The organism is Rathayibacter rhapontici (genome assembly GCF_001995175.1).
Lineage (GTDB): Bacteria > Actinomycetota > Actinomycetes > Actinomycetales > Microbacteriaceae > Rathayibacter.
Genome location: NZ_MUKN01000011.1, coordinates 1 through 24,344, shown reverse-complemented (window position 1 = coordinate 24,344; position 24,344 = coordinate 1). Strand labels below are relative to the sequence as shown.

Genomic DNA, 24,344 nt, shown 5'->3' with positions numbered 1-24,344 from the left:
ACGGCTCAGCCCTCCGCGATGGCCGACCGCGGGTCCAGCGCGGCGAGCAGCAGGTCGATGACGAGGTTGGCGGCGAGCACCAGCACGGCGTAGGCGAGGACCACGCCCTGGATCAGCGGGTAGTCCTTGGTGGTGATGGACGAGACGATCGTCGATCCGATGCCCGGGATCACGAACACCGTCTCGATCAGCACGGTGCCGGCGACCAGACCGGTGAGCACCACTCCGCCCGCGGTGAGCGTCGCGGTGACGATGTTGGGCAGTGCGTGGCGGAGGTAGAGGAGGTGCGCGGGCAGGCGCTTCGAGCGCGCGGTCGTGAGGTAGGGCGCCTCGAGGACCCGCACCATCTCGACGTGCACGATGCGCGCCAGGTAGGCGAGCGGGCCGATCGCGAGGGCGAGCACCGGCAGCACCGCGTACTCGGGACCGCCCCAGCCCGCCGACGGGGCCAGCGGAACGACGATGCTGAACAGCCAGATCAGCACGACGGCCAGCAGGAAGTTGGGGATCGCGATGATCACGCCGAGCAGGCTCGAGACGCCGAGGTCGAGGGCGCGGTGCCGGCCGGCGCGGGCCGAGACGGCGGTGGCGACCCCGATCGGGAAGGAGAGGAGAGCGGCGACGACGAACGAGACGACCGACAGCATCAGCGTGGCGGGCAGGCGCTCGGCGAGCGTCGCTCCGACCGGCCGCTGCGTGCTGATGGAGGTGCCCAGGTCGCCCCGGAGCAGGCCGCCGAGGTAGTCCGCGAACTGCTGCCCGATCGGCAGGTCGAGGCCGAGGGAGCGGCGCAGCACCTCGACGGTCTCGGCCGGCGCGGTGGGCCCGAGGGCCGCGCGCACCGGGTCGCCGGGCACGAAGTGCACCATGAAGAAGGACGCGATCAGAACGATCAGCAGCGAGACGGCCGCCCGCGCGAACCGCTTCAGGAGGAACGCGAGGCGGGGGGAGCCGACGACCGCGAGCAGACGATCCCCCCGACGCGCAGGCGCGCGGGGGACGCTCGCCGCTGTCGTCAGAGTGGCGGTCGGGGGGATCGTCATCATCAGCCCTGCATCCGGATGGTGGTCGGAGCGACCGTGCCCGGGCGCTCGAGGGTCGCGCCGTCGAGGTACATCGGCGACTCGGTCTCGGCGAGCGGGAACACGTCGACCCGCTCGATCAGCTCGGCCTCGGCCTGCTTCCAGAGACCGCAGGCCTCGTCGGCGGAGCCGGCGGTGAACGCCTGCTGCGCGAGGGCCTCGTACTCGGGGTTGTCGACGGCCATGAAGTTGTAGCCGCCGTTCTCGCTGGTCTCGCCGAGCATGAACAGGCTCAGCACCACGGGGCTCGAGGGGGCGAGCTGGATGAAGCCGGTGTCCCAGTCGTAGCTCTGGTACAGGTCGGTCGACCAGCCGGCCGAGTCCTCCGCGACCAGGTCGGTCGTGATGCCCAGCTCGTTCCACTCCTGCTGGACCTCCTCGGCCGCGGCGCCGTGCGAGGGCGTCCCGGCGTCGTAGAGGAAGCGGATGGTGAGCGGATCGCCGTCCTTCGCGCGCAGCCCGTCCGAGCCGAGCTCCCAGCCGGCCTCGTCGAGCAGCTCGCCGGCCGCGTCGACGTCGGTGTCCGGCAGTGTCCACTCCGGCCCGCCCGCGACGCAGGTGAGCGGGATCTGGTTGACCAGCGAGACCGAGTCGAGCGCGTTGCCGTCGGTGACGAGCTCGCCCACCGCGTCGCGGTCGAGGGAGAGGGTCAGCGCCTGGCGGACGCGGACGTCGGCGGTCGGGCGGTCGGCGCGCTCGTTGAAGAGCATCTCGCCGATGGGGTTGAGCACGCCCTCGGTCTCGAGGCCCGCGGCGTCGAGGCGCTGGCGGTCGGCTCCGATGACGGAGGCGGCGTTCAGCTCGCCCGAGAGGAGCAGGTTCGCCGCCGTGGCCTCGTCGGTGATGACGCGCGCCTCGAGCGCGTCGGGCAGGCCCTCGGTGTCGCTGGTGACGTCGTCGGGGCCCCAGGTGTAGCCGTCGCGCTTCGTGTACGTGTAGTCGGAGCCGGGGTTCGACTCGGTCAGCGCGTACAGCGAGGTGCCGTTCGTCGTGTCGGTCAGCGACTCCGGGTCGTCCAGGCCCGCCTGGCAGACCATCTCGATGCTGCCCGTGCCCTGCAGGAGGAACGGGTTGTTGGTCGCGGACGTGACGGTGACGACGTTCCCCTCGGCCGTCGCGGTCATGTCGGCGGTGACGCTCGAGCCGAACCAGAACGTTCCGTTGTCGGGGTTCGCCTGGTAGGCGAAGTTCGCGGCGGCCGTCTCGGCCGTGAACTCGCTGCCGTCGGCGCAGGTGATGCCGTCCTTCAGCGTGTACGCGATCGAGGTGGGCGTCGTCTCCCAGCTCTCGGCGAGGAACGGCACGACCTCGCCCTCGGGCGTCGTGTAGGCGAGGGAGTCGTAGCCGAACGTGACGAGCGCGCGCTGCACGAGCGAGACGCCGGTGAAGGGGTTCAGGCTGCCCGGGTCGTCGTTCACCGCGAGCGAGAAGGTGCCGCCCGAGACGGGCTCGGCGCTGGGGTCCGAGCCGCCGGCCGGGGCCGAGCAGGCGCTGAGCGCGAGCAGCGCGACGAGGGATCCGCCGGCGAGCGCCGGGGCGTGGTGCAGTGTTCTCATGATGCGTCCTTCGGGGAGTGCAGGGCGAATGGTGCAGGACTCCCGATCAGGGCCAGCGGGCCCGCGGCCTTCACGGAGACTTTGAGGGTGGCGTTCGTCGAATACGAGAGCGGGGTCTCGAGCACGTCGACGATCTCGACCAGCCGGGGGTCGGCTCCGGCCTGGATCGCGCGCTCGATCGCGATGCGCCCGGCGGCCTCGATGGCTGCGGCCCGGTCGACGTGGTCGCACATCTGGTCGGCGCGGCCGCCGGCCAGCGCGATCGCGGCGCCGACGGCGTTGGCCACCGTGCCGCGCTCGGGGCGGAGCACCTCGCTGGCGCCCTGCACCCGGTCGGGCACGAGGAACCCGCCACCGCCGACGACGACCAGCGGCAGTCCGACGCGGCCGAGGGACATCCGCTCGACCGCCGACTCGATGCGGTCCTGCGCGACGGCGAGGGCGTTGCCGAGACCGGAGCGGGTGGCGCGGTCGAGCGGAGGCAGGCTGCGGCCGGGGATCATCCCGGGCGCGACCAGCGCCGCGGCGTCGGTGAGGGTGGGCACGGAGCCGCCGAACAGCAGGCCCTCGCGGGCGATGCGGTAGCCGACGGAGTCGGTGGTCGGCGCTCCGAGCCCGAGGTCGACGATCGTGCCGCCTCCGATGCCGACGCTGAGGATGTCGGGCATGCGGAAGTTGGTGCGCACCCCGCCGATCTCGCGAGGCAGTGTCGACTCCCGGGGGAAGCGGTCGACGAGCACGCCGAGGTCGCTCGTGGTGCCGCCGATGTCGATGATGATCGCGTCGTCGGCGCCCGAGAGGAACGCGGCGCCGCGGATGGAGTTGGCGGGCCCGGACCCGATCGTCAGCACCGGGTAGCGGGCCGCGTACTCGACGGCCATCAGCGTGCCGTCGTTCTGGGCGAAGAAGGTGGCCGCGTCGACGCGCTCCTCGTCGACGGCGGTGAGCAGGCCCTGCGTGACGTCGCGGGCGACTCCGTGCAGCGCCGCGTTCAGCACCGTCGCGTTCTCGCGCTCGAGCAGGCCCAGCGCGCCGATCTCGTGGCTGAGCGAGACGGGCAGGTCCACGCCCGCGTGGTCGGCGACGAGCGCGGCGACCTCGAGCTCCTGCTCCGGGAACGAGGGGCTGAAGACGCCGCAGACCGCGACGGCGTCGAAGCGGCCCTCGAGAGCGTCGAGGAAGCGGCGGATCCCGTCGACGTCCAGCGGCGAGATCGGGTAGCCGTCGACCAGGTGCCCGCCGCCCGCGAGCAGCGCGCCCGCCAGCACCGTGTCGCGGAGGTCCGCCGGCCAGCCGGAGAGGGAGGGGAACTCGGTTGTGGCGGGGGCGCCCAGCCGGATGACCGCCACGCGTCCCAGGTCGCGGCGGCGGACGATCGCGTTGGTGGCGTGGGTCGTGCCGAGCATGACGCGCGACACGCGGTCGCGGTCGTCGCCGAGCTCGCCGAGCACCGCCGAGAGCGCGGCGCGGATGCCGCCGGTCACGTCCTCCGTGGTGGCCTGCTTGGTCCAGGCGATCACGGCGCCGTCGGCGTCGAGCACGACCGCGTCGGTGTTGGTGCCTCCGACGTCGATGCCGACCGACAGGTCGCGCGCCGCGCTCATCGGGCCGCCTCCGCCGCCGCGCCGTCGAACGGCACGTACTCGAAGTCGAAGTCGAACGCGGCCGGGCCCGCCAGCTCGATCCCGCGCGGTGTCCGCCAGAGCGGGTCGCAGGCCCAGGCGAGCACGCTCACCCGCTGCCCGAAGCGGAGCATCTCGGTCGAGATCGCCTCGCCCGTCTCGGAGTCGAGGATCGAGACGAGGTCCGGCACGCTCACGACCACTCCGCCGTCCTCGATCACGACGAGGTTCTCGTTCTGGATCTCGACGCGCACCATGCGGCTCCGGTCGGCCCCGACGCCGTCGATCGTGACGGAGCCGCGGGTGAAGCCGCCCTCGGTGCTGCGGTCGATGTCGATGACCTTGCCGCCCAGCAGGATCGCCGCGCCGAGCTCCTCGGCGATGTCCGCCACCGGGTCGACGGAGTCGAGGAGGCGGCGGCCGACCTGGATCGCGCGGCTCACCGTGCCCTCGATCACCGCGCCCGGCGCCGTCTCGTGAGTGAGGAGGTAGTGCGCGCCCAGCGCGATGCCGCCCGCGGCGACGGTGAAGGCGCGGGCGTGGCGCTCGAGCCAGGCGATGTCGATGGTGCGCAGCACGGTCACGTTGCCGATCACGTCGCTCATCACCGCGAACTCGCTCGGCAGCCCGGCGACGTTCATCGAGATCATCGTCGCCTTGGGGAATGCGCGGCCCATGCCGTCGGCGTCCAGGACGGCCAGGCCGAGCTCGGCGGCCCAGCCGACCGGCGCGACTCCGTTGCTGCCGCCGATCTCGGCCGCCATCACGGCGGTGATCGGCAGACCGACCAGGCGCTCGACCTCGCGCAGCAGGGTGTGCGCCTGGCTGCTCGAGCCGAGCATCTCGATGCCGACCGAGGGCGCGCCCATGCCCGACATGATGATCACCGCGTCGTCCGGACCGAGGTCGCCGACGCCGACGACCCGCACGGGCCCCTTCGCATCGATCGCGTTCTCGACCGAGAGCTGCGTGCCGTGGACCGAGCCGCCGCCTCCGGTGCCGAAGACGGCGCAGCCGGCGGCCAGGGCGGCGACGTCGTCGCGGGTGATCAGTCGGACGGCGGGCGCGGCCGTCGAAGGCGTGAAGCTCATGCACCGAGGCTAATTCGGCGGCGGCACCGGAGGAATGTGCCAGCACCATGAAGAAATGCGGCAGATTGGTCTCATGGCACAGACCTCCCTCGCTCACGTCCTCGAGCACGGTGAGCAGTTCGGCATGCTCTGCCGCGCGGGCGACGTCGCCGGAGTGGCGCTGAGCGGAGTCGAGATGCTCGCGATCGACGAGGTCGGCCGCGCCCTCCCCGGCCACCTCGTGATCGTCCTGCCCAGCGGCGCGGAGCCGCCGCGGGCGTACCAGATCGACATCGTCATCCGCCGCGCCATCGCCGCCGAGGTCGCGGCCCTGCTCTTCGTCGGCGACCTGGCGCTCGCCGAGACCTCGCGCTCCCTCGCCGACCGCGGCGCGCTGCCCGTCCTCACCGCGAGCGCGCCTCCCTCCGATCTCGCCGTCTCGATCGACCGGCTGCTGCGCGGGGGAGCGGCCGAGGCGCTCGCACGCGCCGAGCACGCTGTCGTCGCTGTGCGCGCGGTGTGCGCGGGCGAGCCGCTCGACGCGCGCTCGGCGGTGCTCGAGGCCGCCGGTGCCGCCCTGGGCGCGGAGCTGAGGATGGTGGACGACCCCTCCGTCACGTGGACCGACTCCGACGCGGTCTGCATCGGCGAGGTCGCCGTCGGCCGCCTCGTCGCCGACGAGCCCGAGGCCGCCGTGCAGATCGCCCTGCCCGTGGTCGCCGCGATGCTCTCGCGCGCGCTGCAGCGCGAGTCGCAGGTGCGCTTCGGCCCGGCCCGCTCGCGCGCCGACCTCGTCGTCGAGCTGCTGCTCGCCGAGTCGTCCCGGATCGACGCCCTCGCTGTCGACGCCGCGCGCGCCGGCCTGCCGGTGCAGTTCGCGCACGCCGCCGCCTGGATCACCCCGCGCCACCGCGACGACCCCGAGCGCCGCCTGCCCGCCGCGCTCGTCGCCGCGATCGAGCTGACCGCGTTCCAGCTCACCGACGGCCGCGACGAGACCTGGCACCTCGCCGTGTTCCACGACGACCTCGTGGTCGTGGCGTCGGAGGAGTCGGGCGCCCCGGACCATCAGCGCCGCGTCCGCGATCTGGTCGAGCGCCTCGTCGCGCACGGCTCGGCGATCGCGAGCGAGGGCTGGACCTTCACCGTCGCCTCGGCACCCCGCAGTCCGGCGCGTCGGGCCTGCGGCAGTCGGCGACGGAGGCGCGCATCACCGCCGGGTCCGCCGTCGCCGCCGGCCGCCTGGGCTCCGTCGAGGTCACCGACGTCACGGGCCTGCGCCGGGTGCTCCTCGACTTCTACGCATCCCCGCTCAGCCGCGCGCTGCTCGACGACGTGCTCGCACCGCTGGACGCCCTGGGTGCCGAGCGCTCGGCGATCTCGGTGCGCACCCTGCTGGCCTACCTCAGCAACCGCAACTCCCTGGCCCGCGCCGGCGAGGTGCTCCTGCTGCACCCGAACGCGGTGAACTACCGCGTGCGCCGCATCGAGCAGTCCCTCGAGCTCGACCTCGAGGACCCCGACACGCGCTTCGCCCTCGAGCTGGCGTGCCGGCTGCGGATCATGGAGACGACGCGGTGAGTCACCGCAGCACCGCCGACACCGCCTCCGCCAGCTCCACCGCCGCCCGCTCCAGCTCGCGCGAGCGCGCCGTCACGTCGTCCGTCGTCCCCACCAGGCACGCCGCTGCCACCACGGCGCCGCTCGCGTCGCGGATCGGCGCCGAGATCGAGACCATGCCCGCGTCGTCGTAGGCCTGCATCGACAGCACGCCGTCGCGGCGCACCCGCTGCATCCGGCGGAGGAACCGCGACAGCTCGCGGGGCGTGTGCCGCGCGGGGAACAGCTGCGTCAACTCGTCGGGCTCCAGGTCCATCAGCATGGTCGGCCCGCCGTCCGAGCCGACGATCGGATGCGCGCGGCCCAGCCACGGGATCATCGCGAGCCCCTCGCCCGCCAGCTCCAGCTCCTCGACCAGGGTCAGGCTGCGCATCCCGGCGAGCACCGTGACGAACGCGCAGGCGCGCAACCGCCGGGCGGCGTCGGCGACCAGCGGCCCCCCGCGCGACACGATCAGCGGAGCCGCGCTCGCCCGGAACCAGCCGTGCACGACCCAGGCGAGCCGGAACTCCCCGTCGGCGCCGCGCACGACGAGGCCCGCCGCCGCGCACGAGTCGAGGAGCCGGGCGGCGCGGTCGCGACGCAGCCCCGCCCCGGCGGCGGCCCCGGCCACGGTGTCCGGTCCGTCGGCGAGGTGCTGCAGGAGGAGGAGCGCCGCGGGCAGAGCAGGGCCGGTGAACGGCGCGGCGGCCGTCCGCTCCGGCACCGCGTCGAGGGCGGCCTCGATGCTCCTGCGCGCCGTGGCGAGCGCCCGGCGGATCCGCGGTCCGTTCTCGCGCAGCCGGTTCGCGGGCAGACGGACGGCCAGCACCGCGACGACGTCGCCCGAGGGGGCGAGCAGCGGCGTCGCGATCTCGACCCGCATGCCCTCGGCCGACTCGACCGACGCGTCCTCGGTCTCCGAGCGCGCGCGATCGCACCGCTCACGATCCGCTCACCGACCGTCGCGGGGGAGTGCAGCGTCCACGACGAGAGCACGCTGCCGATCACCCGCAGCTGCCCGGGCGCTCCGGCGGCGAGCACGACGGTCTCGCCCGTCTGCTGCGCCGCGAGCGTCAGCGCGAAGCGGAGCGACCGCGCCACCGGAGCCGCCGCCCGCCCCGAGAGCCGCACGGCGGACGCCCCGAGACGGTAGCTGCCGTAGGCCTCGCCGCGCGCGATCAGTCCCGTGCCCTCCAGCTCCGAGCACAGCCGCGACACCGAGCTCAGCGGCGCCCCGAGCGCGGCCGCGACGGCCCCCACCCCCAGCGGTGCCGTGGGATCCGGGCGCTCCCCGAGCAGCCGCACCACCCGCAGTGCCGTCGTCACGTGCGCGCTCACGCGCAGCCTCCCGTCGCAGAACCGTCAATCCCCGAGCCGTGCTGTTGCGCTCCGCACGCACTGTAACAGCGGCGGAATCCCGCGTTCCTACAGTGATCGCACTCGCTCGGCCGGGGCCCGCACGGCCCTCCGAACGCGACGGCGGTGTGCCGTCACCCGCTCCACGAACGCTTCCCGCAGCCCCTAGGAGTCCCATGGACACGACCGTCCCCCGCACGACCGTCCCTCGCACCGCTCTCCGCCGCACCGCCGTCCTCGGCGTCGTGCTCGCCTCCGCCGCCCTGCTCAGCGGGTGCGCAGCCGAGGCGACCGCCGGAACCGCCGCCGAGCCGAGTCCGCTCTTCGAGCAGAGCGTCGCCGATCTCGTTCCCGACGACATCGCCGAGGCGGGCGAGATCCGCATCGCGAGCGGCCCCGGCTACCCGCCGCTGCTCGACCTCGCCGAGGACGGCACGACCCTCTCGGGCTCGCAGCCCGAGGAGATGCGCCTCATCGGCGAGGTACTCGGGCTCGACATCGTGTTCGAGGACATCAAGTTCGACGCCCTCTTCCCCTCGCTCGCCTCGAAGAAGGTCGACGCCGCCGCGGCCGCGCTCGGAGTGACCGCCGAGCGGCTGGAGACGGTCGACTTCGTCAGCGACTTCCTCGGCGGTACGACCCTCCTCGTCGAGGGCGGGAATCCGCTCGACCTCACCCTCGACACCCTCTGCGGTCAGTCGGTCGGAGTGCTGAAGGGCTCCACCGAGAACGACATCACGCTGCCGAAGTGGGACGCCGGCTGCACCGACGCCGGAGATCCGGCCATCGAGATCTCGACCTTCCCGACCGCCGCCGACGCCGTGCTGGCACTGAGCTCGGGCCGCGTCGACGCGACGGTCAGCGCGGTGCCGCCCGCGGTCTTCCAGGCCGAGCAGTCGGACGGCGCGCTCGAGGCGCTCGACGTCAACTTCGAGCCGAGCCCGTGGGGCATCGCGTTCCCTGACGGCTCCGAGCTCGCCCCCGCGTTCCAGGCAGCCCTGGACCACCTGATGTCGACCGGCGACTACCAGGAGAACCTCGCGCGCTTCGGCGTGGAGGTCGGCGCGGTCGAGAAGGCCGAGCTCTACACCGAGCCCGCGCAGATCACCGGATGACCGCCGTACTCGAGCGCCCGACCGCCGCTCCCGAGGCGGTGGTCCCCGTCCGCCGCTGGGGGCAGCGGATCGCGACGCTCGCGATCCTCCTGCTGGCGGCGCTCGCGGCGCACTCCGTCGCGACGAACCCGAACTTCGAATGGGGCAGTGTCTTCGGCTACTTCCTCGACGGGCGGATCCTGCGCGGACTGGGCACGACCCTCCTCCTGACCGTCATCGCGATGGTCGTCGGGATCGCGATCGGCGTCGTGATGGCCGTCGGCCGTCAGTCGCGCAACGTCGTGGTCGGCGGGGCGGCGGGCGCGTTCGTCGCGTTCTTCCGCGGCACGCCCCTCCTGGTGCAGCTGATCTTCTGGTTCAACCTCGCCGCGCTGTACCCCGAGCTGAGCCTCGGGATCCCCTTCGGCCCCACGTTCGCCTCGGCCGACACGAACGTGCTGATCAGCCCGTTCCTCGCCGCGGTGCTCGGCCTCGGGCTCAACGAGGGCGCCTACATGTCCGAGATCGTGCGCGCGGGCCTGCTCTCGGTCGATCCGGGTCAGGTCGACGCCGCCGAGGCCCTCGGGCTGCGCAAGGCGCAGGTCTTCCGCCGCATCGTGCTGCCGCAGGCGATGCGCGTCATCATCCCGCCGACCGGCAACCAGACGATCTCGATGCTCAAGACGACCTCGCTCGTGAGCGTCATCGCCATCCCCGACATCCTCTTCGCCGCCCAGACCATCTACTCCCGGAACTTCGAGGTGATCCCTCTGCTCATCACCGTCAGCCTCTGGTACCTGCTGGTCACCACCGTGCTCAGCGCCGGCCAGCGCGTGATCGAGCGGCGCTTCGCCCGCGGCGACCGCCCGAGCCTCGAGCCCTCGCCCGTCGCGGCGATGCTCGCGAGCGCGATGCCGTGGCGCGGCGCACGAGGGGAGCGGCAGCGATGACGGGCGCGGTCATGGTCGAGGCGACCGGCGTGCACAAGCGCTACGGCGGCAACCTGGTCATCCGCGGCATCGACCTGACGGTGGCGCAGGGCGAGGTGACCTGCCTGCTGGGCCCCTCCGGTTCCGGCAAGAGCACGTTCCTGCGCTGCATCAACCACCTCGAGAAGATCGACGCCGGCACCATCAGCGTCGCGGGCGAGCTGGTCGGCTACCGCCGGCACAACGGACGCCTGCACGAGCTCCGCGACGCAGAGATCGCGCACCGGCGCAGCGAGATCGGCATGGTGTTCCAGCAGTTCAACCTCTTCCCGCACCTCACCGTTCTCGAGAACCTGATCGAGGCGCCCGTGCTGGTGCGGCGCGAGAAGACGTCGGAGGCGACCGCCCGCGCCCGCGTGCTGCTCGACCGGGTGGGCCTCGCCGACAAGGCGGACGCTACCCGCGATCCCTCTCGGGCGGGCAGCAGCAGCGGGTCGCGATCGCCCGCGCTCTCGCGATGCGCCCGCGCCTCATGCTCTTCGACGAGCCGACCTCGGCGCTCGATCCCGAGCTCGTCGGCGAGGTGCTCGACGTCATGCGCGACCTCGCCGCCGAGGGGATGACGATGATCGTCGTCACCCACGAGATCGGCTTCGCCCGCGAGGTCGCCGACACCGTGACCTTCATGGACGGCGGAGTCGTTGTCGAGTCCGGCCCGCCCGAGCGGATCCTCGCGGACCCGCAGCACGAGCGCACCCGCTCGTTCCTGTCCAAGGTCCTCTGAATCCAGCACCCGGCCGCCGGACCCGGCGGCCCCCTTTCATCACCGGGAGAAGCATCACCATGGAGAAGTTCGACGTCGCCGTCGTAGGACTGGGCGCGCTCGGCAGCGCCGCCGCCTACCACCTGGCCCGCCGGGGAGCGCGCACCGTGGCGTTCGAGCAGTTCGAGCTCGGCCACGTGCGCGGAGCCTCGCACGACACCTCGCGCATCATCCGGACGTCCTACGGGGCCCCGAGTACGTGCGGCTGGCGCAGGCCGCCTACCGCGACTGGGCCGACTTCGAGGCGGTGTCGGGCGAGAGGCTCGTGACCGTGACCGGCGGTCTCGTCTTCTTCCCCGAGGGCAGCCCGTACTCGGCCGAGGCCTTCCGCTCGAGCCTCACCGAGAGCGGGGTCCCGTTCGAGCTGCTGCGCCCGCGGAGGTGTCCGCGCGCTGGCCCCAGTTCACGCTGCCCGCCGGCGCCACGGCCGTCTACACCGCCGATTCCGGCATCGTGCACGCCTCACGCTCGGTCGCAGCGCTGCAGATGCAGGCCCGGCAGCACGGCGCGGTGCTCCGCGACCGCACCGCGGTCGACGCGCTGATCCCCACCGAGGGCGGCGTGATCGTCCGCACCGCCGCCGGCGACGTGCTCGCCGGCAAGGTCGTCGTGGCGGCGGACGCGTGGACGAACGCGCTCCTCGCCCCGCTCGGCGCCGAGATCCCGCTCGTGACGATGCAGGAGCAGGTGAGCTACTTCAAGCCGGCCGATCCCGCCGCCTTCGAGCGCGACGTGTTCCCCGTCTGGATCTGGGAGGACGAGCACTGCTTCTACGGCTTCCCCGGCTACGGCGAGCCCACGATCAAGGCGCCCGCGACGTCTCGGACAACCTCATGGCGCCGGAGGAGCGCACCTTCGTGCCCTCACCCGAGCTGCTGGAGGAGCTCACCGGCTTCATGGCCCGCACGATCCCCGCGAGCGGCGAGGTGCTGCGCACGGTGACCTGCCAGTACGCGCTCACCCCCGACCGCCGGTTCGTCCTGAGCCCCCTCGAGGAGCACCCGGACATCATCGTGGGCCTCGGCGCCGGACACGCCTTCAAGTTCACCCCCACCATCGGCCGCGTCCTCGCCGAGCTCGCCCTCGACGGGTCGAGCACCGAGGACGTCGCGGCGTTCGGCGTGCGGCCCCCGGTCGCCGTGCCGGTCCTGGGCTGAGCGTGCTCGTCCAGCGCCTCGGCGACGACGCACGCACGAGGACCCTCTACGGCGGATCGGGGACCCTCGACCTCGAGTACTACTTCCGCGCGACCACCGCGCTGGCCACCACCGTGATGCGCCTGCACCTCGAGCCCGGCGCCTCCGAGGGCGAGCACCTGCACCTCGGCGACGACCCCGGGAGCTGCTCGCCCGAGAGCTCCGACGAGCTCTACGTCGTCGCGACGGGCGAGGTGGTGGCGACCGTCGACGGCGAGAGCACGGTGCTGCGGTCGGGCGACGCCCTCTACGCGCCGGCCGGCAGCAGGCACGGCGTCGCGAACGAGTCCTCCGAGCCCGCCGACCTGATCTTGGTCTTCGGCCCGCCGGATCCGCCCTCGGGCCCGCCCGGGCTCAGCTCAGCGCGTCCTGCACCGGGCGGAACTTGATGCGGGTCTCCGCGAGCTCGGCCTCGGGGTCGCTGTCGGCGACGATCCCGGCGCCCGCCCACGCGGTGACATCGCCGTCCGGAGTGATCTGGGCGCTGCGGAGACCGACGGCCCACTCTCCGTCGCCGCGGCCGTCGATCCAGCCGACGGGGCCGGCGTAGCGGCCGCGGTCGAACGGCTCGAGTGCGTCGATCAGGTCGAGCGCGGTGCCGGTGGGGGTGCCGGCGACGGCCGCGGTGGGGTGCAGGGCGTCGACCAGGTCGAGTGCGGTCGAGGCGTCGGCGAGGACTCCTCGGACGTCGGTGGCGAGGTGCCAGAGGTTGGGCAGCTCCAGGGTGAACGGCTCACCGCTCGTGGTGAGCGACGAGGTGTGCGGGCGCAGCTCCCTGAGCAGGCTCGCGATCGCGAAGGCGTGCTCGGAGCGGTCCTTCGTGCTCTCCAGGAGCGCCTGCGCGATCGCCGCGTCGGCTTCCGCATCTGTTCCGCGCTCACTGGTGCCGGCGAGGACCCGCGCGGTGATCGCGCCGTGATCGACCCCCACGAGGGTCTCCGGGCTCGCGCCGACGAACCCGTCGACGGCGAAGGTCCAGCAGTCGGGGTAGGTGCTCGCGAACTCCACCAGGATCCGCCGCAGGTCGGCACCGCCGGGCAGGCGCCCGAGAAGGTCGCGCGCGAGCACGACCTTCTCGAGCGCCCCGGCGCGGATGCTGCCGACCGCCGAGGCCACCGCCGAGCGGTAGCCGTCGGGAGTCATCGCGCCCGGCACGAGCGAGACGCGGTACTCGTCCCCGAACGGCCGCGCGGCAGTCGGCTCCGAACCGGTAGCGCCGTCCGAGGAGATCGTGGTGATCCAGGAGCGCCCCCCGCGCGATCCGACGACCGTCCGCGGCACGATCAGCACGCTGGTCGCCGACGACCGGTCCGAGAACGCGAACGCCCCGAAGGCCACGAGCCCCGTCCCCGGCAGTCCGATCGGGTCGTCGACGTCGGCGGAGGCGGACAGCGCCCGCCACGCGTCGGCCGCCTCGCGGAGGCGGTCCGGCCCGGAGAACTCGAGACGCAGCGCTTCGCCGAGTCCCACCAGTCCGGAGCCGTTGCGCTGCCAGAGGAGGGGACGCCGCGGATCCGCGAGAGAGGGGAGCGCCGCGGGGGAGTCCAGCGGGGTCGTCCCCACGTGGAGAGGGGGAGCCCCGGCGCCGATGAGCGTCACGTCCCCAGGGTACGCCCGCGGCAGGACGGGGCCGCTCGGAGCGGGAGGGTGTGCAGACAGCGCGGGGAGCGCCAGAGGAGCGGACGTCCCACGCCCCGCCCCCGCCCGCCGGATCGGCGCCGGTACTGTGATCCGCGCCGGAGCCGCCCGCTAGGCGGAGCTGGGCGGTTCCGGTGTCCCGCACGTCCTCCCGGAAGGGTCTCCCGGGGGCGGATGCACAGCCGCCGCCCCGCCGCCCGCTCTAGACTCGATCATCGTGACTAAGGCAGACCTCACCAAGCGCCCCGACGAGGTCGCCGCCATGTTCGACACGGTGGCACCCGCCTACGACCTGACCAACACGGTCCTCTCGGCGGGCAACGACCACCTCTGGCGCATCGCCACGACCCGGGCCGTGAACCCCGCGCCGGGCGAGCGGATCCTCGACGTCGCCGCGGGCACGGGCACCTCCTCCGCCTCGCTCGCCCGCTCGGGCGCGCACGTCGTCGCGGCCGACTTCTCGCCGGGGATGATCGCCGTCGGCCGCACCCGCCAGGCCGGCAACGACCGCATCGAGTTCGTGCAGGCCGACGCCATGGACCTCCCCTTCGAGGACGAGTCGTTCGACGCCGTCACCGTCTCCTTCGGCCTGCGGAACGTCGCCGAGCCGCGCACGGCGCTCGCCGAGTTCTTCCGTGTCGTGAAGCCAGGCGGCCGCGTCGTGATCTGCGAGTTCTCGACTCCGCCGCAGAAGCTCCTCGCCGCGGCGTACGACCTGTACCTCGCGAAGGTCATGCCCGCCATCGTGGGGCTCGCGTCCTCGAACGACCCGGCCTACGACTACCTCGGCGACTCCATCCGCGCGTGGCCCGAGCAGAAGGTCGTGGCGTCCTGGCTCCGCGCCGCCGGCTTCGAGCGGGTCGCGTACAAGGACCTCACCTTCGGCATCGTCGCGCTGCACCGCGGGATCAAGCCGATCGTCGCCACCTCATGACACCCGGGGGCCTCGAAGGCCGAGACGTTAGGGTTTCAGTGTGAACGCCACTGCGCCCGTCGCCCGCCGCAGCCCATCCCTGACGGCGCAGCTCGGCCTCTCCGAGCGCATCTTCTCGACCGCGTCGGACCGCTCGCTCGCGCGCGCGATCGACGAGGGGCTCGAGCAGGTCGAGACGGGGCTGGTCCACCAGCTGTCCTTCGCCGACCAGGTCGCCGACGTCTCGACGCGCTACCTCCTCGAGGCGGGGGGCAAGCGCGTGCGCCCCATGCTGACGCTCCTCGCCGCGCAGCTGGGCCGGGGCAACACCCCGCACGTGCTGCTCGGCGCGCAGGCCATCGAGATCACGCACCTCGCGTCGCTGTACCACGACGACGTCATGGACGAGGCGGAGAAGCGCCGGGGCGTCCCCTCCGCTCAGACCGTCTGGGGCAACAACGTCGCGATCCTCACCGGCGATCTGCTCTTCGCCCGCGCCAACCAGCTCATGATCGAGCTCGGCGACCGCGCGATCCGCCTCCAGGCCGACACGTTCGAGCGCCTCGTCCTGGGCCAGCTGCACGAGACCGTCGGGCCGACCGAGGGCGAGGATCCGGTCGAGCACTACCTCTCGGTGCTCGCCGACAAGACCGGCTCGCTGATCGCCGCGGCCGGGCGCACGGGAGTCGTCTTCGCCGAGGGACCCGCCGAGTACGAAGAGGCCATGCGCGTCTTCGGCGAGAAGATCGGCGTCGCGTTCCAGATCGTCGACGACGTGATCGACCTGTCCCCGCAGCCCGAGGAGACCGGCAAGAACCCGGGAACCGACATCCGCGCCGGCGTCTCGACCCTGCCGATCCTCCGCCTGCGCGAGCGCGCCGCCTCCGACCGCGGTGCCGCCGAGCTGCTCGCCCGGATCGAGAGCTACGTCAGCCGCTCGAACGACGAGATCGCGCACACCGACGAGCAGCACGCCGACATCTCCGACGCCATCGCGCAGCTGCGCGACCACGACGTGACGGCGCAGACCCTCGCCGAGGCCCACCGCTGGGCCGACGAGGCCGTCGCCGCCCTCGCCCCGCTGCCCGACGGCTCGGTCCGCAAGGCGCTCACGCGCTTCGCGGACACGGTCGTCGACCGCAACGGCTGACCCCGATCGTCGCGGCGCGCCCTGCGCCGCAGGAAATGAGACCGGACGTGCGCCGCGGCGCCCCGGCAGGAGGAACGCAATGACCAAGCTCAGGCTGGCCATCGTCGGCGCGGGGCCCGCGGGCATCTACGCCGCCGACCTCATGATCAAGGCCGAGAAGAAGTACGACGTCTCGATCGACCTGTTCGAGCAGCTGCCCGCTCCCTACGGCCTCGTCCGCTACGGGGTCGCGCCCGATCACCCGCGCATCAAGGGCATCATCACGGCCCTGCGCGAGGTCCTCGACCGCGGCGACATCCGGATCTTCGGCAACGTGCACTTCGGCACCGACCTCACCCTCGAGGACCTCAAGCGGCACTACCACGCCGTGATCTTCTCGACGGGAGCGATCCGCGACGCCCCGCTCGACGTCCCCGGCGTCGAGCTCGAGGGCTCGTACGGAGCGGCCGACTTCGTCAGCTGGTTCGACGGCCACCCCGACGTGCCGCGCACCTGGCCGCTGGAGGCCTCCTCCGTCGCGGTCATCGGCAACGGCAACGTCGCGCTCGACGTGTCGCGGATGCTCGCCAAGCACGCCGACGACCTGCTGCCCACCGAGGTGCCGCCGAACGTCTACGAGGGCCTGAAGGCGTCGCCCGTCACCGACGTGCACGTCTTCGGCCGCCGCGGACCCGCGCAGGTCAAGTTCACTCCGCTCGAGCTCCGCGAGCTGGGCGAGCTGCGCGACGTCGACATGATCGTCCACGACGAGGACTTCGTGCTCGACCCCGCCTCGCAGGCCGCGATCGAGACCAACAAGCAGGTCATGGTCATCAACCGAGTGCTGAACCAGTGGCGCACGCGCGAGACCGGCACCGCCTCGCGGCGCCTCCACCTGCATTTCTGGGCGAAGCCGCTCGAGTTCGTCGACGACGGGCAGGGCCGCGTCGCCGCGATCCGCTACGAGCGCACCGAGCCAGACGGCGAGGGCGGCGTGCGCGGCACCGGCGAGATCCGCGAGGTCGCGGTGCAGGCCGTGTACCGCGCGGTCGGCTACTTCGGCTCCCCGCTCGACGGCCTGCCGTTCGACGAGATGCGCGGAGTGATCCCGAACCGCGAGGGCCAGGTCCTGGACGACGAGGACCAGCAGGTCCACGGCGTGTACGCGACCGGCTGGATCAAGCGCGGCCCGGTCGGCCTGATCGGCCACACCAAGTCCGACGCGATGGAGACCGTGGCGCACGTGCTGCGCGATCAGGCGTCGTGGTGGACCCCCGCGCACCCGGAGGAGTCGGCGATCGTCGGGCTGCTCGACGAGCGCGGCATCGCGTACACCGATCTCGAGGGCTGGCACCGTCTCGACGAGCACGAGCAGGCGCTCGGGGCTCCGGAGGGACGCGCCCGCGTCAAGGTCGTCCCCCGCGAGGACATGATCGCGATCTCGCGGGCCGAGCTCGTCTCGGACTGAGTCCCGTCGCGGGCCGCTCCGCCCGCCGCTGCGAAGACCCCTCGGTGCACGCCGGGGGGTCTTCGTGCATGTCGGAGGGCTCCCGTACACTGCGGGCAGCCACGAGGGCGCGACGGACGGGGACGCGATGACGAGCACGACGCAGCCGGGGCCCCACGACGTGATCCGGGTGCGGGGCGCCCGGCAGAACAACCTGCGCGGCGTCGACGTCGACATCCCCAAGCGCCGCATCACGGTCTTCACGGGCGTCTCCGGTTCGGGCAAGTCCTCGCTCGTCTTCGGGACGATCGCCGCGGAGTCGCAGCGGCTGATCAACGAGACGTACTCCGCCTTCCTGCAGCAGTTCATGGGCTCGCCCGCCCGGCCCGACGTCGAATCGCTCGACGGGCTCTCGGCCACGATCGTGGTCGACCAGGAGCGGATGGGGGCGAACGGGCGCTCGACGGTCGGCACCGCGACCGACGCCTACACGATGCTCCGCATCCTCTTCAGCCGGATCGGCGACCCGCACGTCGGCACCAGCGGCGCGTTCTCGTTCAACCTGCCCGAGGGGATGTGCCCGCGCTGCGAGGGCACGGGCCGCGCCTCCGACATCGACCTGGACGCGCTCTTCGACCGCTCGAAGTCGCTCGAGGACGGTGCGCTCGACGCGATCCCGAACTTCGTCGTCGGCGGCTGGTACTGGAAGGGGCTCGCCGAGTCGGGCCTGTACCCGGCCGACGTCCCGATCGCCGAGTTCACGCCTGAGCAGCTCGACGCGTTCCTCTACCGCCCCGCCACCAAGATGGCGATCGCGGGCATGAACATGACCTACGAGGGCCTGGTCGTGAAGGTCACCCGGCTCTACCTCGCGAAGGAGTCGCCGCAGGCGCACATCCGCGCGTTCGCCGAGCGGGTGGCCACCTTCGCCGCCTGCCCCGAGTGCGGGGGAGCGCGGCTCACCCGCGCCGCCCTCTCCTCCCGCATCGGCGGCCGGAACATCGCCGAGTGCTCGTCGATGCAGGCGACCGATCTGGCCGAGTGGCTGCGCGGGGTCGACGACCCCTCCGTCGCCCCGATCGTCGAGACCCTGCTCGGCACGCTCGACTCGCTCGTGCAGGTGGGGCTCGGGTACCTCTCGCTCGACCGCGAGTCGGGCACGCTCTCGGGCGGCGAGGCGCAGCGCGTCAAGATGGTCCGGCATCTGGGCTCCAGCCTCACCGACATCACCTACGTCTTCGACGAGCCGACCGCGGGCCTGCACCCGCACGACGTCTCGCGCATGATCGAGCTGCTCCGGCGCCTGCGCGACAAGGGCAACACCGTGCTGGTCGTCGAGCACAAGCCCGAGATCATCCTGATCGCCGATCACGTGGTCGATCTCGGGCCGCGCGCCGGTGCGCACGGCGGCGAGATCCGCTTCGAGGGCTCCGTCGAGGGGCTGCGCGCGTCCGACACCCTCACGGGGAAGCACCTCGACCACCGCGTCCCGCTCAAGGACACGGTGCGCCGCCCGACGGCGTTCGCCGAGATCCGCGGTGCCGCCACCCACAACCTCCGCGGCGTCGACGTCGACGTGCCGCTCGGGGTGCTCACCGTCGTGACCGGAGTCGCGGGCTCCGGCAAGTCGTCCCTCCTGCACGGCAGCCTCGCGAAGCGCGCCGGAGTGGTGGTCGCCGACCAGTCGCCGATCCGCGGCTCGCGCAGGAGCAACCCCGCCACCTACACGGGCGTGCTCGACGCCATCCGCACCGCGTTCGCGAAGGAGAACGGCGTGAAGCCCGCGCTGTTCAGCGCCAACTCGGCGGGAGCCTGCCCGGTCTGCAAGGGAGCCGGACTGATCTTCACCGAGCTGGGCCCGGCCGCCACGGTCTCGTCGGTCTGCGAGGAGTGCGAGGGCAGGCGGTTCACCGCCGAGGTGCTCGAGTACCGGCTGCGGGGCCTGAACATCCACGAGGTGCTGTCGCTGCCGATCGTCGAGGCGGCCGAGTTCTTCGGCTCCGGTCCGGCGCACACGATCCTCGCTCGTCTCGTCGACGTGGGCCTGGGCTACCTCACCCTCGGCCAGCCCCTCAACACCCTGTCGGGCGGCGAGCGTCAGCGGCTGAAGCTCGCCATCAACATGGCGTCGAAGGGCGCGGTCTACCTCCTCGACGAGCCGACCACCGGGCTCCACCTCGCCGACGTGGACAACCTGCTGGGGCTGCTCGACCGGCTGGTCGACTCCGGGAGCTCCGTGATCGTGATCGAGCACCACCAGGCGGTGATGGCCCACGCCGACTGGATCATCGACGTCGGCCCGGGAGCCGGGCACGAGGGCGGCTCGATCGTCTTCGAGGGCCCGCCGAGCGCTCTCGTCGCCGACGGCTCCACCCTGACCGCCCGCGCTCTGAAGGCGTACGCGTCCTGAGCGGCGAGTGGCGGCCGGACGTCCTCGGTGCCGGCTTCGAGCAGCGGACGCTCCCGCTGGGGGAGGACGACGAGGGCGAGGTCGTCGCGACGCTCGTGCGCCATCGTCCGGCCGCGCCGCGCTGGCGGGGCCGGCCTCCGGCGTCGACGTGCTCTACGTCCACGGCTGGAGCGACTACTTCTTCCAGACGGGGCTGGCCGAGTTCTGGCACGGGCTCGGGGCCCGCTTCTTCGCACTCGATCTGCGCAAGTACGGCCGCAGCCTGCGCCCGCATCAGACCCCCGGGTTCGCCGACGATCTCGCCGTCTACGACGAGGACATCGCGGCAGCGCGGTCGGTGATGGCCGAGCACGGGCACGGCGGCCGGAGGCTCGTGCTGATGGGGCACTCCACGGGAGGGCTGACCCTCAGCCTCTGGGCCGCACGGCACCCCGAGGAGCTCGCCGCGCTCGTCCTCAACAGCCCCTGGCTCGAGTTCCAGGCGCGGGCGGTCGGCCGGCAGATGCTCGCGCCCTGGATGATGCTGCGCGCGCGCGTCGCTCCGCACGGCACGCTGCCGGCGATCGACCAGGGCTTCTACTCGCGGACCGTGTCGGCGACGCTCGAGGGCGAGTGGGAGTACGACCCGGCCTGGCGTCCGGAGCGCGGCTTCCCCGTCAGCCCGGCCTGGCTGACGGCCGTGCTCGCGGGGCACCGCCGCGTCGAGCGGGGTCTGAACCTGCGGATGCCGGTGCTCACCCTGCTCTCCTCCCGCAGCGTGCTGCTGCCGTGGTGGAGCGACGAGATGCGCTCGGCCGACGTGGCGCTCGACGTCCGATCGATCGGCGAGCGGGCCGCGACCCTCGGTACCACGGTGGCGATCGCCCGGATCGACGGGGCCGTGCACGACGTGGTGCTGTCGGCCCCGCGCATCCGAGCGCGGGCCTACGCCGAGATCGAGCGGTGGGCGCGGGGCTACCTCCCGGCCGACCGCCCGATCAGCGGGCGAACGGGCCGCGCAGCGCCGCCCACTGGAGCAGCATGATCGTCTTCGCGTCGACGATCTGCACGCCGATCTGCGCCAGCGCCTCGTCGAACGACAGCTCGACGACCTCGGTGTCCTCGCCCTCGTCGGCGAGGCCCGCGAAGGCGCCCTCGCGGGAGCCGGCGCGGTAGCGGCCCGCGTAGAGGTGCAGCATCTCGGTGATCGAGCCGGGGCTCATGTAGGAGTCGAAGACGTGCTCGAGGCGGCCGACCTCCAGTCCGGTCTCCTCCGACGCCTCGCGGCGCGCGCCCTCCTCCGGCCCGTCCTCGTCGAGCAGGCCGGCGGGCACCTCGAGGAGCATGCCGTCGAGGTTGCCGTTGACGTAGGTCGGGTAGCGGAACTGCCGCACGAGCACGACCGTCCGCGCCTCGAGGTCGTAGAGCAGCACAGCCGCCCCGTTGCCGCGGTCGTAGGTCTCGCGGTGCTCGGTGGTCACCCGGCCGTCGCGGTGGCGGTACTCGAACTCGGTCGTGCGCAGCACGTACCAGTGGCTCGAGAGGAGGGTGACCCGTCTGACGGTCACGTCCGGGTTCCCGGTGAGGTCGTAGCCCTCCTGATCGAGGCCGGTGCGGCCCCGGCGGTCGGGCTCGTCGATGCCGACGCTCATGCGCGTGCTCCTGTGCTCAGCACGCCTCAGCGGAAGTTGACGAACTGGAGGTCGAGATCGAGGTCGGCGCCCCGGAGCAGCGACATCGTCGCCTGCAGGTCGTCACGGCTCTTGGACGAGACGCGCAGCTCGTCGCCCTGGATCTGCGACTTGACCGACTTGGGGGCCTCGTCGCGGATCAGCTTGTTGATCTTCTTCGCGTGCTCCTGGTCGATGCCGTCCTTGAGCGTCGACTCGATCCGGTACTCCTTGCCCGAGGGGAAGGGCTCGCCGGAGTCGAGGCTCTTCAGACTGATGCCGCGCTTGATCAGCTTCGACTGGAAGACGTCGAGGATCGCGTTCGCGCGCTCCTCCGTGTTGGCCTTGATCAGGATCTTCTCGCCGCTCCAGGCGATCGAGGCGCCGACGTTCTTGAAGTCGTAGCGCTGCTCGACCTCCTTGTGGGCCTGGTTCAGGGCGTTGTCCGCCTCCATCTTGTCGACCTTGCTGACGACGTCGAACGTTGAATCTGCCATGGCTCCGAGTTTAGCTTCCGGGCGTCGCGGACTCCCGGGCGGTGCCGGGCGTCCGCGGAGGCTGCCCTGGTACCACTGGAGGATGCGCCGTCCTCCCGCCCTGCTCCTGCTGCCGCTCGTCGGCGGGCTGCTCGCGGGCTGCAGCGCCGCCACCACCTCGACGATCGAGTACGAGGGGGGAGTGGTGACGGTCCCGCCCACGGCGCCGGCGCCCGCGGCGGTCGATCCAGCCCTGCTCGAGGACTCGGACGCGACGGCCGCGACTCCGGTGCGCTTCCTGACCAGCCCGGAGTGGGTGTCCGGCACCGCCGAGGGCAGCGGGATCCCGGAGCGCGCGCTGACCGCCTACGCGGGAGCCGCGCTCCTCACGTCCTCCGTCGATCCGGACTGCCGGCTCGACTGGGCGACGCTCGCCGGCATCGGCTACGTCGAGAGCCGGCACGGCACCATCTTCGGCAGTGCGCTCGGCGAGGACGGGCGCGCGGCCGAGCCGATCTACGGCCCGCGCCTGGACGGCACCGAGTTCGACCGGGTCGAGGACAACGACGGAGGGGCGCTGGACGGCGACCCGGAGGTCGACCGCGCGATGGGCCCGCTCCAGATCATCCCGGCGACGTGGATGCGGTGGGCCTCCAGCGGCTGGGATCCGCAGAACGTCGATCAGCAGGCGGTGACCGCGGCCCGCTACCTCTGCGAGGCGGGCGGGGACCTGTCGACGGAGTCGGGCTGGCGCGCGGCGATCGCGGCGTACAACCCGGCGACGAGCTACGCGGGCAAGGTGGCCGAGGCCGCGTCCCGCTACGCCGCGGCCGTGGAGTGAGGCGCCGATTTCCGATCCTCCGGCCCCGCGGGTATCCTTTACCAGCGCCTTCGGTCGAGAGCTTGCCTCCCGGTCGGGTGCGCCACGGCGAGTTACCCTAGCGGCCAAAGGGATCTGACTGTAAATCAGACGGCGTAGCCTTCGGGGGTTCGAATCCCTCACTCGCCACACTCATCGCAGAACGCCCCGGCACCCTCAGGTGCGCGGGGCGTTCCGCTGTCCGGCTCCTAGGCTGAGGGCATGAGCGCCCACGCCTCCCTCCTCGCCATCGCCCGCTCGATCGCCGTCGAGGCGGCGCACCTCGCCCGACAGCGGCGGGAGGACGGCGTCGAGATCGCGGCGTCGAAGTCGTCGCCCGAGGACGTGGTCACGGCCGCCGACCGCGAGGTCGAGCAGCTGATCCGGCGCCGCCTCGAGGAGGCGCGTCCCGACGACGGCTTCCTGGGGGAGGAGTCGGGCGGCGGAGGCGGCACGAGCGGACTCACCTGGGTCGTCGATCCGATCGACGGCACCGTCAACTACCTCTACGGCATCCCGTCCTACGCCGTCAGCATCGCGGTCGTCGAGGGCGAGCCGGATCCGCGGTCGTGGACGGCGCTCGCCGGCGCGTGGTGAACGGGTCGACCGGCGAGGTGTACACGGCCTCGCAGGGCGGCGGCGCCGCGCGCGACGGTGCCGAGCTGCGGGCCGTCGCACCGGCCTCGCTCTCGCTGGCCCTGGTCGGCACGGGCTTCGGCTACGACTCCGCCCGCCGGATGCGCCAGGGTGCGGTCGTCCAGGAGCTGCTGGGCTCCGTGCGCGACATCCGCCGCATCGGCTCGGCGGCACTCGATCTGTGCGCCGTCGCGTCGGGGCAGCTGAACGCGTACTTCGAGCGCGGGTTGAACCCGTGGGACCAGGCCGCCGGCGTGCTGATCGCCCAGGAGGCGGGCGTGCGCGTCGAGGGCTTCGACGGCCGTCCGGCGAGCTCCGACCTGCTGATCGCGGCTCCGGACCCGCTGTTCGGCGAGCTCGAGCCGCTCCTGCGCCGGTTGCGCGCCGACGAGGTGTGAGCGCTCTCCGGGAGGGGTCCCGGCGCGGAGTCGGTGCATGCGTGCGAATGAGTACGCACAGGATCAGTGCTCGATGCGCGTCCGGACGCTCGGATCGTGCCTGCGCACCCGGTGCTCTGGCCGGATTCTGCGGTCCGTGGGTATCCTTTATGAATTCGTGACATTCGCACAGGATGCGGTCGCGAGCACCGAGACGCCGCCCGGCCCCTGACGGAGAGCGCCTCGTCCGCCTGTCCCCGACGGAAGATCCCGATTTCGTGAGCCCCGATTCGCCCTCCCCCGCTGCGTCCGCATCGACCCTCGGCGAATCGACCCCACCGCTCTCCCGACGCGAGCTGCGCGAGCGCGAGCGGGCTCAGGCCCTCGCGGCCGAGGTGGCCGCCGAGACCGGCACCCCCGCTCCGGTCGCCACCGACCTGCTCGAGGCCGAGCGCCGTGTCGCCCAGGCGCGCGTCGCCG

General features: G+C 72.6%; 24 protein-coding genes, 1 tRNA gene and 4 pseudogenes. 20 read left to right on the top strand and 9 right to left on the bottom strand.

The window, feature by feature from the left end; translation table 11 throughout:
• Positions 1 to 5 precede the first annotated feature (5 nt).
• From B0T42_RS05235 to B0T42_RS05220, 4 genes are read right to left on the bottom strand one after another with little or no spacing between them, the layout of a single operon-like run.
• Positions 6 to 1,046 (bottom strand): ABC transporter permease, encoded by a 1,041-nt coding sequence (locus B0T42_RS05235; RefSeq protein WP_201788487.1) that lies wholly within the window; start codon positions 1,044 to 1,046, stop codon positions 6 to 8.
• Positions 1,046 to 2,638 carry an ABC transporter substrate-binding protein gene (locus tag B0T42_RS05230; protein ID WP_077222222.1) on the bottom strand — a complete coding sequence of 531 codons (1,593 nt, stop codon included), beginning with the start codon at positions 2,636 to 2,638 and terminating at the stop codon, positions 1,046 to 1,048. The genes B0T42_RS05235 and B0T42_RS05230 overlap by 1 nt, the downstream gene beginning before the upstream one ends.
• On the bottom strand, positions 2,635 to 4,242 hold the full coding sequence (locus tag B0T42_RS05225) for a hydantoinase/oxoprolinase N-terminal domain-containing protein (RefSeq protein WP_077222221.1): 1,608 nt from the start codon (positions 4,240 to 4,242) through the stop codon (positions 2,635 to 2,637). The genes B0T42_RS05230 and B0T42_RS05225 overlap by 4 nt, the downstream gene beginning before the upstream one ends.
• Positions 4,239 to 5,351 carry a DUF917 domain-containing protein gene (locus B0T42_RS05220; RefSeq protein WP_201788486.1) on the bottom strand — a complete coding sequence of 371 codons (1,113 nt, stop codon included), beginning with the start codon at positions 5,349 to 5,351 and terminating at the stop codon, positions 4,239 to 4,241. Before B0T42_RS05220 ends, B0T42_RS05225 begins: the two co-directional genes overlap by 4 nt.
• Before the next feature lie 73 nt (positions 5,352 to 5,424).
• Between B0T42_RS05220 and B0T42_RS05215 the strand changes: the two genes are divergently transcribed.
• Both B0T42_RS05215 and B0T42_RS20605 read left to right on the top strand, forming a co-directional pair.
• Complete coding sequence (locus B0T42_RS05215) at positions 5,425 to 6,798, top strand: hypothetical protein (RefSeq protein WP_201788485.1); 1,374 nt, start codon at positions 5,425 to 5,427, stop codon at positions 6,796 to 6,798.
• Positions 6,714 to 6,911: a helix-turn-helix domain-containing protein gene (locus tag B0T42_RS20605; RefSeq protein ID WP_201788484.1), complete on the top strand. Its 198-nt coding sequence runs from the start codon at positions 6,714 to 6,716 to the stop codon at positions 6,909 to 6,911. The genes B0T42_RS05215 and B0T42_RS20605 overlap by 85 nt, the downstream gene beginning before the upstream one ends.
• Position 6,912: 1 nt before the next feature.
• Here B0T42_RS20605 and B0T42_RS21055 read toward each other — a convergent pair whose 3' ends face one another.
• Both B0T42_RS21055 and B0T42_RS22630 read right to left on the bottom strand, forming a co-directional pair.
• A complete protein-coding gene (locus B0T42_RS21055; RefSeq protein WP_094742682.1) occupies positions 6,913 to 7,815 on the bottom strand; it encodes an IclR family transcriptional regulator domain-containing protein in 903 nt (300 codons plus the stop codon).
• Positions 7,816 to 8,114: 299 nt separating this feature from the next.
• Positions 8,115 to 8,237: pseudogene (locus tag B0T42_RS22630) on the bottom strand (helix-turn-helix domain-containing protein); the annotation flags it as partial.
• A 227-nt stretch (positions 8,238 to 8,464) separates the two neighbouring features.
• Here B0T42_RS22630 and B0T42_RS05200 point away from each other — a divergent pair.
• The 9 genes and pseudogenes from B0T42_RS05200 (at position 8,465) to B0T42_RS05170 (ending at position 12,719) form a co-directional block, all read left to right on the top strand.
• Complete coding sequence (locus tag B0T42_RS05200) at positions 8,465 to 9,403, top strand: ABC transporter substrate-binding protein (protein ID WP_077222218.1); 939 nt, start codon at positions 8,465 to 8,467, stop codon at positions 9,401 to 9,403.
• Positions 9,400 to 10,332: an amino acid ABC transporter permease gene (locus B0T42_RS05195; protein ID WP_077222217.1), complete on the top strand. Its 933-nt coding sequence runs from the start codon at positions 9,400 to 9,402 to the stop codon at positions 10,330 to 10,332. Before B0T42_RS05200 ends, B0T42_RS05195 begins: the two co-directional genes overlap by 4 nt.
• Positions 10,329 to 10,807: pseudogene (locus B0T42_RS22625) on the top strand (ATP-binding cassette domain-containing protein); the annotation flags it as partial. The gene B0T42_RS05195 and the pseudogene B0T42_RS22625, both read left to right, overlap by 4 nt.
• Before the next feature lie 3 nt (positions 10,808 to 10,810).
• Positions 10,811 to 10,900, top strand: a pseudogene (locus B0T42_RS22620) (ectoine/hydroxyectoine ABC transporter ATP-binding protein EhuA); the annotation flags it as partial.
• Between the two features lie 6 nt (positions 10,901 to 10,906).
• On the top strand, positions 10,907 to 11,095 hold the full coding sequence (locus B0T42_RS22615; protein WP_446737357.1) for an ATP-binding cassette domain-containing protein: 189 nt from the start codon (positions 10,907 to 10,909) through the stop codon (positions 11,093 to 11,095).
• A gap of 59 nt (positions 11,096 to 11,154) precedes the next feature.
• Complete coding sequence (locus B0T42_RS19425; protein ID WP_077222216.1) at positions 11,155 to 11,403, top strand: FAD-dependent oxidoreductase; 249 nt, start codon at positions 11,155 to 11,157, stop codon at positions 11,401 to 11,403.
• Positions 11,363 to 12,076: an FAD-dependent oxidoreductase gene (locus B0T42_RS05180; protein ID WP_077222215.1), complete on the top strand. Its 714-nt coding sequence runs from the start codon at positions 11,363 to 11,365 to the stop codon at positions 12,074 to 12,076. The genes B0T42_RS19425 and B0T42_RS05180 overlap by 41 nt, the downstream gene beginning before the upstream one ends.
• Entirely contained in the window at positions 12,031 to 12,291 is a 261-nt protein-coding gene (locus B0T42_RS05175) for an N-methyl-L-tryptophan oxidase family protein (protein WP_077222214.1), read from the top strand. Before B0T42_RS05180 ends, B0T42_RS05175 begins: the two co-directional genes overlap by 46 nt.
• A gap of 2 nt (positions 12,292 to 12,293) precedes the next feature.
• Complete coding sequence (locus B0T42_RS05170) at positions 12,294 to 12,719, top strand: cupin domain-containing protein (protein ID WP_077222213.1); 426 nt, start codon at positions 12,294 to 12,296, stop codon at positions 12,717 to 12,719.
• Here B0T42_RS05170 and B0T42_RS05165 read toward each other — a convergent pair.
• Positions 12,685 to 13,929 (bottom strand): isochorismate synthase, encoded by a 1,245-nt coding sequence (locus tag B0T42_RS05165; RefSeq protein ID WP_446737356.1) that lies wholly within the window; start codon positions 13,927 to 13,929, stop codon positions 12,685 to 12,687. The genes B0T42_RS05170 and B0T42_RS05165 overlap by 35 nt on opposite strands.
• Positions 13,930 to 14,185: 256 nt before the next feature.
• Between B0T42_RS05165 and ubiE the strand changes: the two genes are divergently transcribed.
• The 5 genes from ubiE (at position 14,186) to B0T42_RS05135 (ending at position 20,891) form a co-directional block, all read left to right on the top strand.
• The gene (ubiE, locus tag B0T42_RS05155) at positions 14,186 to 14,902 is read left to right on the top strand and encodes a bifunctional demethylmenaquinone methyltransferase/2-methoxy-6-polyprenyl-1,4-benzoquinol methylase UbiE (protein ID WP_077222211.1); all 717 of its coding nucleotides are present in this window, start codon (positions 14,186 to 14,188) and stop codon (positions 14,900 to 14,902) included.
• A 40-nt stretch (positions 14,903 to 14,942) separates the two neighbouring features.
• The gene (locus B0T42_RS05150) at positions 14,943 to 16,031 is read left to right on the top strand and encodes a polyprenyl synthetase family protein (RefSeq protein ID WP_077222210.1); all 1,089 of its coding nucleotides are present in this window, start codon (positions 14,943 to 14,945) and stop codon (positions 16,029 to 16,031) included.
• A gap of 79 nt (positions 16,032 to 16,110) precedes the next feature.
• Positions 16,111 to 17,478, top strand: coding sequence for an FAD-dependent oxidoreductase (locus tag B0T42_RS05145; RefSeq protein WP_077222209.1), 1,368 nt, complete (start codon positions 16,111 to 16,113; stop codon positions 17,476 to 17,478).
• A 127-nt stretch (positions 17,479 to 17,605) separates the two neighbouring features.
• A complete protein-coding gene (locus B0T42_RS05140; protein ID WP_077222208.1) occupies positions 17,606 to 19,867 on the top strand; it encodes an ATP-binding cassette domain-containing protein in 2,262 nt (753 codons plus the stop codon).
• Between the two features lie 148 nt (positions 19,868 to 20,015).
• Positions 20,016 to 20,891: an alpha/beta hydrolase gene (locus B0T42_RS05135; RefSeq protein ID WP_236720131.1), complete on the top strand. Its 876-nt coding sequence runs from the start codon at positions 20,016 to 20,018 to the stop codon at positions 20,889 to 20,891.
• On the opposite strand, the gene B0T42_RS05130 is transcribed toward B0T42_RS05135, so the two are convergent.
• Positions 20,845 to 21,498 carry an NUDIX domain-containing protein gene (locus B0T42_RS05130; protein WP_077222207.1) on the bottom strand — a complete coding sequence of 218 codons (654 nt, stop codon included), beginning with the start codon at positions 21,496 to 21,498 and terminating at the stop codon, positions 20,845 to 20,847. The genes B0T42_RS05135 and B0T42_RS05130 overlap by 47 nt on opposite strands.
• 26 nt (positions 21,499 to 21,524) lie before the next feature.
• A complete protein-coding gene (locus B0T42_RS05125) occupies positions 21,525 to 22,013 on the bottom strand; it encodes a YajQ family cyclic di-GMP-binding protein (protein ID WP_077222206.1) in 489 nt (162 codons plus the stop codon).
• 82 nt (positions 22,014 to 22,095) lie between these two features.
• Here B0T42_RS05125 and B0T42_RS05120 point away from each other — a divergent pair, with 82 nt between their 5' ends.
• The 4 genes and pseudogenes from B0T42_RS05120 to B0T42_RS05105 all read left to right on the top strand — a co-directional run.
• A complete protein-coding gene (locus B0T42_RS05120; protein ID WP_077222205.1) occupies positions 22,096 to 22,833 on the top strand; it encodes a lysozyme family protein in 738 nt (245 codons plus the stop codon).
• An 86-nt stretch (positions 22,834 to 22,919) separates the two neighbouring features.
• Positions 22,920 to 23,001, top strand: a tRNA-Tyr gene (locus B0T42_RS05115).
• Between the two features lie 72 nt (positions 23,002 to 23,073).
• Positions 23,074 to 23,885: pseudogene (locus B0T42_RS22610) on the top strand (inositol monophosphatase family protein).
• Between the two features lie 257 nt (positions 23,886 to 24,142).
• On the top strand, positions 24,143 to 24,344 hold a 202-nt coding region (locus B0T42_RS05105; protein WP_139344422.1), incomplete at its 3' end, for a hypothetical protein.

Excerpts from the sequence above, each read along its gene's own strand:
- B0T42_RS05175 (WP_077222214.1), top strand. The coding sequence starts at position 12,031 with ATGGCCCGCACGATCCCCGCGAGCGGCGAGGTGCTGCGCACGGTGACC.
- B0T42_RS05195 (WP_077222217.1), top strand. The coding sequence starts at position 9,400 with ATGACCGCCGTACTCGAGCGCCCGACCGCCGCTCCCGAGGCGGTGGTC.
- B0T42_RS05130 (WP_077222207.1), bottom strand. The coding sequence starts at position 21,498 with ATGAGCGTCGGCATCGACGAGCCCGACCGCCGGGGCCGCACCGGCCTC.
- B0T42_RS19425 (WP_077222216.1), top strand. The coding sequence starts at position 11,155 with ATGGAGAAGTTCGACGTCGCCGTCGTAGGACTGGGCGCGCTCGGCAGC.
- B0T42_RS05120 (WP_077222205.1), top strand. The coding sequence starts at position 22,096 with ATGCGCCGTCCTCCCGCCCTGCTCCTGCTGCCGCTCGTCGGCGGGCTG.
- B0T42_RS05220 (WP_201788486.1), bottom strand. The coding sequence starts at position 5,351 with ATGAGCTTCACGCCTTCGACGGCCGCGCCCGCCGTCCGACTGATCACC.
- B0T42_RS05230 (WP_077222222.1), bottom strand. The coding sequence starts at position 2,638 with ATGAGAACACTGCACCACGCCCCGGCGCTCGCCGGCGGATCCCTCGTC.
- B0T42_RS21055 (WP_094742682.1), bottom strand. The coding sequence starts at position 7,815 with ATGCGGGTCGAGATCGCGACGCCGCTGCTCGCCCCCTCGGGCGACGTC.
- B0T42_RS05235 (WP_201788487.1), bottom strand. The coding sequence starts at position 1,046 with ATGATGACGATCCCCCCGACCGCCACTCTGACGACAGCGGCGAGCGTC.
- B0T42_RS22615 (WP_446737357.1), top strand. The coding sequence starts at position 10,907 with ATGCGCGACCTCGCCGCCGAGGGGATGACGATGATCGTCGTCACCCAC.
- B0T42_RS05225 (WP_077222221.1), bottom strand. The coding sequence starts at position 4,242 with ATGAGCGCGGCGCGCGACCTGTCGGTCGGCATCGACGTCGGAGGCACC.
- B0T42_RS05125 (WP_077222206.1), bottom strand. The coding sequence starts at position 22,013 with ATGGCAGATTCAACGTTCGACGTCGTCAGCAAGGTCGACAAGATGGAG.
- B0T42_RS05215 (WP_201788485.1), top strand. The coding sequence starts at position 5,425 with ATGGCACAGACCTCCCTCGCTCACGTCCTCGAGCACGGTGAGCAGTTC.
- B0T42_RS05200 (WP_077222218.1), top strand. The coding sequence starts at position 8,465 with ATGGACACGACCGTCCCCCGCACGACCGTCCCTCGCACCGCTCTCCGC.
- B0T42_RS05145 (WP_077222209.1), top strand. The coding sequence starts at position 16,111 with ATGACCAAGCTCAGGCTGGCCATCGTCGGCGCGGGGCCCGCGGGCATC.
- B0T42_RS05140 (WP_077222208.1), top strand. The coding sequence starts at position 17,606 with ATGACGAGCACGACGCAGCCGGGGCCCCACGACGTGATCCGGGTGCGG.